The 6623-nt window shown below is 67.3% G+C and carries 7 protein-coding genes and 1 pseudogene; 2 read left to right on the top strand and 6 right to left on the bottom strand.

The genetic code is table 11. The annotated features are described in order from the left end of the window. Positions 1-99: 99 nt before the first annotated feature. The 5 genes from VFL64_RS06140 to VFL64_RS06120 form a co-directional block, all read right to left on the bottom strand. The gene (locus VFL64_RS06140) at positions 100-1146 is read right to left on the bottom strand and encodes a sulfate/molybdate ABC transporter ATP-binding protein (protein ID WP_489539493.1); all 1047 of its coding nucleotides are present in this window, start codon (positions 1144-1146) and stop codon (positions 100-102) included. Positions 1147-1156: 10 nt separating this feature from the next. Further along, the gene (cysW, locus tag VFL64_RS06135) at positions 1157-2062 is read right to left on the bottom strand and encodes a sulfate ABC transporter permease subunit CysW (protein WP_489539492.1); all 906 of its coding nucleotides are present in this window, start codon (positions 2060-2062) and stop codon (positions 1157-1159) included. Positions 2063-2075: 13 nt separating this feature from the next. Then, positions 2076-2909, bottom strand: coding sequence for a sulfate ABC transporter permease subunit CysT (gene cysT / locus VFL64_RS06130; RefSeq protein ID WP_489539491.1), 834 nt, complete (start codon positions 2907-2909; stop codon positions 2076-2078). A 22-nt stretch (positions 2910-2931) separates the two neighbouring features. Then, positions 2932-3957 (bottom strand): sulfate ABC transporter substrate-binding protein, encoded by a 1026-nt coding sequence (locus tag VFL64_RS06125; protein WP_489539490.1) that lies wholly within the window; start codon positions 3955-3957, stop codon positions 2932-2934. A gap of 113 nt (positions 3958-4070) precedes the next feature. Further along, a complete protein-coding gene (locus VFL64_RS06120; RefSeq protein WP_489539489.1) occupies positions 4071-5087 on the bottom strand; it encodes a sulfate ABC transporter substrate-binding protein in 1017 nt (338 codons plus the stop codon). A 224-nt stretch (positions 5088-5311) separates the two neighbouring features. On the opposite strand from VFL64_RS06120, the gene VFL64_RS06115 reads away from it, so the two are divergent. Both VFL64_RS06115 and VFL64_RS06110 read left to right on the top strand, forming a co-directional pair. Next, positions 5312-5839 (top strand): hypothetical protein, encoded by a 528-nt coding sequence (locus VFL64_RS06115; RefSeq protein ID WP_489539488.1) that lies wholly within the window; start codon positions 5312-5314, stop codon positions 5837-5839. A gap of 23 nt (positions 5840-5862) precedes the next feature. Next, on the top strand, positions 5863-6333 hold the full coding sequence (locus VFL64_RS06110) for a hypothetical protein (protein ID WP_489539487.1): 471 nt from the start codon (positions 5863-5865) through the stop codon (positions 6331-6333). Positions 6334-6340: 7 nt separating this feature from the next. Here VFL64_RS06110 and VFL64_RS06105 read toward each other — a convergent pair. Continuing rightward, a pseudogene (locus VFL64_RS06105) lies at positions 6341-6623 on the bottom strand (hypothetical protein); the annotation flags it as partial.

Below are 6623 nucleotides of genomic sequence, written 5' to 3'. Positions count from 1 at the left end.
CGACCGCAGCGGTGTGCGCCAAGCTCGGCATCAGCGAGGAGAACCTGTTCGTGCGCGTGCACCGCGCCCGCCGCCAGCTGCTCTCGTGAGCGCGCGCGCTCAGATCATCGCGGCCGGGTCGACGTCCTCGCTCGCGAAGCGCGTCACCTTGCGCGGCACCAGGTGGGCGTGCGCGCCGGGAACGAGGCCGAGCCGGTCGCGCAGCGCGAGCCATTCGGCGCGCGGCATCTCGACGTCGACGTAGCTCTCGTCGTCGCTGCGCCGGAACTCGAGCCGGGTGTTCGGGCCGATCGTGAGCGCCTGCGCGAACGTCACCGGCACCGAGCCGGGGTTGGCCTCGGCGACGACCTCGAGCTCGTGCGGCCGGACGTAGGCAGTGCGTCCGTCCGGCCCGCCCGGCGTCGGCGTGCCGCCGCGGAACAGGTTGACGTCGCCGAGGAACTGCAGCACGAACGGCGTCGCCGGGTGGTCGTAGACCTCGTCGGGCGAGCCGTCCTGCTCGATCCTGCCCTGGTTCATGACGACGATCCGGTCGGCGACTTCCATCGCTTCGTCCTGGTCGTGGGTGACGAACACGCTGGTGACGTGCATCTCGTCGTGCAGGCGGCGCAGCCAGCGGCGCAGCTCCTTGCGCACCTTGGCATCGAGCGCACCGAAGGGTTCGTCGAGCAGCAGCACCTTGGGCTCGACCGCGAGTGCGCGCGCCAACGCGATGCGCTGGCGCTGGCCGCCGGAAAGCTGGTGCGGGAAGCGATCGGCCAGCCAGTCGAGCTGCACCAGCTTCAGCAGCTCCATCACCTTCTCGCGGATCTTGGCCTCGCTCGGCCGCGTCGCCTTGGGCCGCACGCGCAGGCCGAAGGCCACGTTCTCGAAGATGCTCATGTGGCCGAACAGGGCGTAGTGCTGGAACACGAAGCCCACGTTGCGGTCACGCACGTCGTCGAAGGTGGCATCGGCGCCGTGGAAGGACACCGTGCCGGAATCGGGCCGCTCCAGGCCCGCGATGATGCGCAGCAGCGAGGTCTTGCCCGAGCCCGAGGGGCCCAGCAGCGCGACCAGCTCACCCGAGGGGATGTCGAGGTTGAGGTTGTCACAGACGACGGTCTTGCCGAAGCGCTTGTTCAGGTTGCGGATCTCAATGCTCATGCGACACCTTTCATTCGCTTCTTCCTTCGGCTTCGCGCTTTTGCGCCTTCACTCGCTGTTCCACCAGGTACTTGAGCACCAGGGTCACCAGCGCCAGGCCGGCCAGCAGCGAGGCCACGGCAAAGGCCGCGGCGAACTGGTATTCGTTGTAGAGGATCTCGATGTGCAGCGGCATGGTGTTGGTCTGCCCGCGGATGTGGCCCGACACCACGCTCACCGCGCCGAACTCGCCCATCGCCCGCGCGTTGCACAGGATCACGCCGTAGAGCAGCGCCCACTTCACGTTGGGCAGCGTCACGCGCCAGAAGATCTGCCAGCCCGAGGCGCCCAGCACGCGCGCCGCTTCTTCCTGCTCCACGCCCTGCGCCTGCATCAGCGGGATCAGTTCGCGGGCGACGAAGGGGAAGGTGATGAAGACGGTCGCCAGCACGATGCCGGGCAACGCGAAGATGACCTTCAGGTCGTGGTCGCGCAGCCACTCGCCCCACCAGCCCTGCAGGCCGAAGATGAGCACGAAGATCAGGCCCGAGATCACCGGCGACACCGAGAACGGCAGGTCGATCAGCGTGAGCAGCAGGTTCTTGCCGCGGAAGTCGAACTTGGCGATGCACCACGAGGCCGCCACGCCGAAGACGAGGTTGAGCGGCACCGAGATCCCGGCCGCCACCAGCGTGAGCCAGATGGCCGAACGCGCATCGGGCTCGACGATGGCGGCAAGGTAAGTCTCCCAGCCCTTCTTGAAGGCCTCGAAGAACACCGACACCAGCGGCACGAACAGGAACAGCGTGAGGAAGAGCAGCGCCACCGCGATCAGCGTGCGGCGCAGCCAGGCCGGCTCGGCGGTGGCGGCCTGCAGGCTGCGCGGCGGTTCGCGGTGCGCGGCGGCGGCAGGGATCTGGGTGGGCACAGCACTCATGGGGAAACGGTGATCAGCGCCCTTGGCGCTTGCGCGCCCAGGCCTGCAGGAGATTGATGGCCAGCAGCATCACGAAGGCCGCCACCAGCATCACCACCGCGATGGCGGTGGCACCGGTGTAGTCGTACTGCTCCAGCTGGGTGATGATGAGCAGCGGCGTGATCTCGCTCACCATCGGCATGTTGCCCGCGATGAAGATGACCGAGCCGTACTCACCGAGCGCACGCGCGAAGGCGAGTGCAAAGCCGGTGAGCAGCGCCGGCGAGATGATGGGGAAGATCACCCGCGAAAAGGTCTGCCAGCGGCTCGCGCCCAGTGTGGCGGCGGCTTCTTCCAGCTCCTTCTGCATGTCTTCGAGCACCGGCTGCAGCGTGCGCACGACGAAGGGCAGGCCGATGAAGGTGAGCGCGACGAACACGCCCACCGGTGTGAAGCTCACCTTGAACGGCAGGTACTGGCCGATCCAGCCGTTGCCGGCGTAGAGCGCGGTGAGCGCAATGCCCGCCACCGCGGTGGGCAGCGCGAATGGCAGGTCGACCAGCGCGTCGATGACGCGCTTGAACGGGAACTCGTAGCGCACCAGCACCCAGGCGATCACCAGCCCGAACACCGCGTTCAACAGTGCCGCCGCGAACGAAGCGCCGAAGGTGAGCCGGTACGAAGCCACCACGCGCGGCGTGGCCACCGCGTCCCAGAAGGCCGGCCAGGTCATGGTGAATGTCTTGAGGAAGGCCGCCGACAGCGGGATCAACACGATGAAGCTCAAGTAGAGCAGCGTGAAGCCGAGGGCCAGGTCGAAGCCCGGCAGCACGCTGTGCCGCCGCAGCAGTGAACGCGAGAGGAGCATGGAAAGGAGCGGTCAGCGCCGCTTAGTTCTTCTTGCCGGCCGCGAGGATCTGGTCGTAGATGGCGCCGTCGTCGAAGTGCTCCTTCTGCGCCTTGGTCCAGCCACCGAAGACCTCGTCGATGGTGAAGGTGTTGACCTTGGGGAAGTCCTTCACGTATTTGGCCAGCACCTTCTCCGAACGCGGGCGGATCTGGTGCCTGGCCGCGATCTCCTGCGCTTCGTCGGACCACAGGAACTTGAGATACGCCTCGGCCTGCTTGCGCGTGCCCTTCTTGTCGACCACCTTGTCGACCACCGCGACCGGGTTCTCGGCCAGGATGCTCCACTTGGGGTAGACCACGTCGAAGTTGTCGCCGAACTCGGCCTTGATGAGGTTGATCTCGCTCTCGAAGGTGCACAGCGCGTCGCCGATGTTGCGCTGCGCGAAGGTGGTGGTGGCCGCACGGCCACCGCCATCGAACACCGGCACGTTGGCAAAGATCTTCTGCACCGTCTCGCGGGCCTGCGCGGCGCTCGCGCCGCCCTTCACCAGCCCACCCCAGGCGGCCACGTAGGTGTAGCGGCCGTTGCCAGTGATCTTGGGGTTGGGAATGACCACGCTCACGCCGGGCTTGGCGAGGTCGGTCCAGTCCTTGATGCCCTTGGGGTTGCCCTTGCGCACCAGGATCACGGTGGTCGAGGTGGTGGGCGCGGCGTTGTTGGGCAGGCGCTTGGCCCAGTCGGCGGCGAGCAGGCCCTTGGACGCGATGGCGTCGATGTCGCTCGACTGGTTCATGGTCACCACATCCGCCTCCAGGCCGTCGATCACCGAGCGGGCCTGCTTGCTGGAGCCGCCGTGCGACTGGTTGACGGTGACGTCCTCACCAGCGCTCGCCTTCCAGCTCTTGATGAAGGCGGGGTTGATCTCCTTGTACAGCTCACGGGCCACGTCGTAGCTCACGTTGAGCAGCGTGGGGCCTGCGGCCTGCGACAGCGAGGTCATGCCCAGCACCAGGGAAGCTGCCAGCAAACGAAGGGTGAATCGGCGGGAGGCGTGTGGCTGGTGCATGGAAAGCTCGCAGGAATGGACAAAGGGAGGCCGATGCTACGGTCTCCCTCAAACTCGGTAAACGACTTGATCTGAGTTTGCTTATGAATTTTGCGAGTTAACCAGCCTCTCGATCACTTGCTCTTGGCGTAGATCTGGTCAAACACGCCGCCATCGGCAAAGTGGGTCTTCTGCGCCTTGGTCCAACCACCGAACACCTCGTCGATGGTGAACAGCTTCACCGCGGGGAACTGCTTGGCGTACCTGGCTGCCACCTTCTCGTCGATCGGACGGTAGAAGTTGCGCGCGGCAATGTCCTGGCCTTCCGGGCTGTAGAGGTATTCCAGATAGGCAGTGGCCACTTCGCGGGTACCGCGCTTGTCGACCACCTTGTCGACCACGGCCACCGGCGGCTCGGCCAGGATGCTCGTCGGCGGGTAGACGATGTCGAACTTGTCGGCGCCGAACTCCTTCAGCGACAGGTGGGCCTCGTTCTCCCAGGCCAGCAGCACGTCGCCCTGGCCGCGCTCGGCGAAGGTCACGGTGGAGCCACGGGCGCCGGAGTCGAGCACCGGCACGTTCTGGAACAGCTTGGTGATGAACTCCTTCGCCTTGGCATCGCTGCCGCCCGGTTGCTTGAGGGCGTAGCCGTACGCAGCCAGGTAGCCCCAGCGTGCGCCACCCGAGGTCTTGGGGTTGGCGGTGATCACCGACACCCCCGGCTTGACCAGGTCGCCCCAGTCCTTGATGCCCTTGGGGTTGCCCTTGCGCACCAGGAAGATGTAGGTCGAGGTGTAGGGCGAGCTGTTGTGCTTGAGGCGCTTCTGCCAGTCGGGGGCGAGCAGCTTGGCCTTCTCGGCGATCTCGTCGATGTCGTAGGCCAGGGCCAGGGTGGTCACGTCGGCGTCGATGCCGTCGATCACCGAGCGGGCCTGCTTGCCGGAGCCGCCGTGCGACTGCTTGACCGTCACGTTGTCGCCGGTCTTGGCCTTCCAGTACTTGGCGAAGGCGGTGTTGTAGTCCTGGTAGAGCTCGCGAGTCGGGTCGTACGAGACGTTCAGCAGGGAGATGTCCTTGGCCCAGGTGACGCTGGCGGCCACGCCCAGGGCGAGGACGGCGACGAGGCTGCGCAGTGTGCGGGAGGTGGTCATGTCAGGGGTCGTTCGTTGCAGGGATGAGGTGGATGCTAGGCAGCCGCCCCGCTGCAGAGAACGAATGAATCAGCGCATGCTTACTCGGCACCCGTCTTATGCCCGATCGGTCTTTGCTCATGAACCGCCGGAACGTTCGGTCTCCGGCGGTCTCCAATGTAAAGACGTCAACGGCCCCCGGCGGCCTGCCGTTGTTCCTTGAATCCCCCGCGCGAGGTTCCCGCATGCGTGCTTCATTTCTCTGGAAACCCGCCCTGGCCGGTGCCGGGCTGCTGGCCCTGGCCGGCTGTGCCCAGATGCCGACAGGCCCCACCGTCACGGTGATGCCCGGCCCCTACAAGCCCTTCGAAGTGTTCGTGGCCGACGACCGGCTGTGCCGTGACTGGGCCGTGCAGTCCACCGGGGGCCCGAACAACGACGCGTCGGCCCAGGCCTTTGCCGGCGCCACCGCCACCGGCGCCTTGATCGGCGCCGCCGCGGGCGCGGCCTTCGGTGGCAGTTCCGGTGCCGGCGTGGGCGCGGCCTTCGGCGGCATGACCGGCGCCGCAGTGGGCAGCGGCCAGAGCAGCTACACCGCCTACAACGCCCAGCAGCGCTACGACATCGCCTACCAGCAGTGCATGTACGCCAAGGGCAACCAGATCCCGGGGCGCTATGCCACGACGCATCAGTACCGCACCGCGCCGGCGCCGGTGCCCCCGGCCCCGCAGCAACCACCGGCCGGCATCCAGCCGCCGCCTCCGGTACGCTGACGGCAGGCCACGAGGAGATCGCCATGAACAGCCGCTTGAAACACAGTCTTCACGCCGCCGGCATCGCCGCCGTGCTGGTGCTGGGGCTGGCTGCGACGGCCGCCGCCGAGGCGCATCCGCGCGGGCACGGGCATGTGGGCGTCGGCGTCTACGTCGGCGGGCCGTTGTGGTGGGGCGGCTACGGCTACCCCTATGGCTATGGCTACCCCTATGGGTACGGCTATGGCTACGGATACGGCTACCCCTACGGGCAGACGGTGATCGTGCAGCAGCAACAGCCCCTGGTCGTCGCGCCCAGTGCCACGCAGCAGGCCAACACCTGGTACTACTGCCGCGAGGCGCAGATGTACTACCCGCACGTCAGCTCGTGCCCCTCGGGCTGGCAGGAGGTGACACCACCTCCGCCACAGGCCCCGCCGGCGCCGTCCACGGCACCGTCACCCGCCCCCTCCTCCACGCGCTCGGCGCCCCAGCCGGTGCCGCCAGCGCGCTGAACCTGCTTCAGACCGCCCAGCGCAGCACATGCGCCGGGCAGGGCTCGGGTGGCGGCACCGCCGCCGCGGCCCCCTCGGGCTGCTGCAGCACGCGTTCGAGGATGCGCTCCTCCAAGGCAGCATAGGCCGGGCCGCGTGCCCGTGGGCGTGACAGGTTCACCCGTTCGTCGAGCGCAATGCGGTGGTCTTCGATCAGCACCACGCGCTCGGCCAGGGCCACCGCTTCCGACACGTCGTGCGTGACCAGCAACGCGGTGAAGCCGTGGCGCTGCCACAGCCGCTCGATCAAC

The organism is Rhizobacter sp. (genome assembly GCF_035702065.1).
GTDB lineage: Bacteria > Pseudomonadota > Gammaproteobacteria > Burkholderiales > Burkholderiaceae_C > Rhizobacter.
Note: the sequence above shows the minus strand (reverse complement) of the source record. Positions and strands in the feature narration are given on the sequence as shown.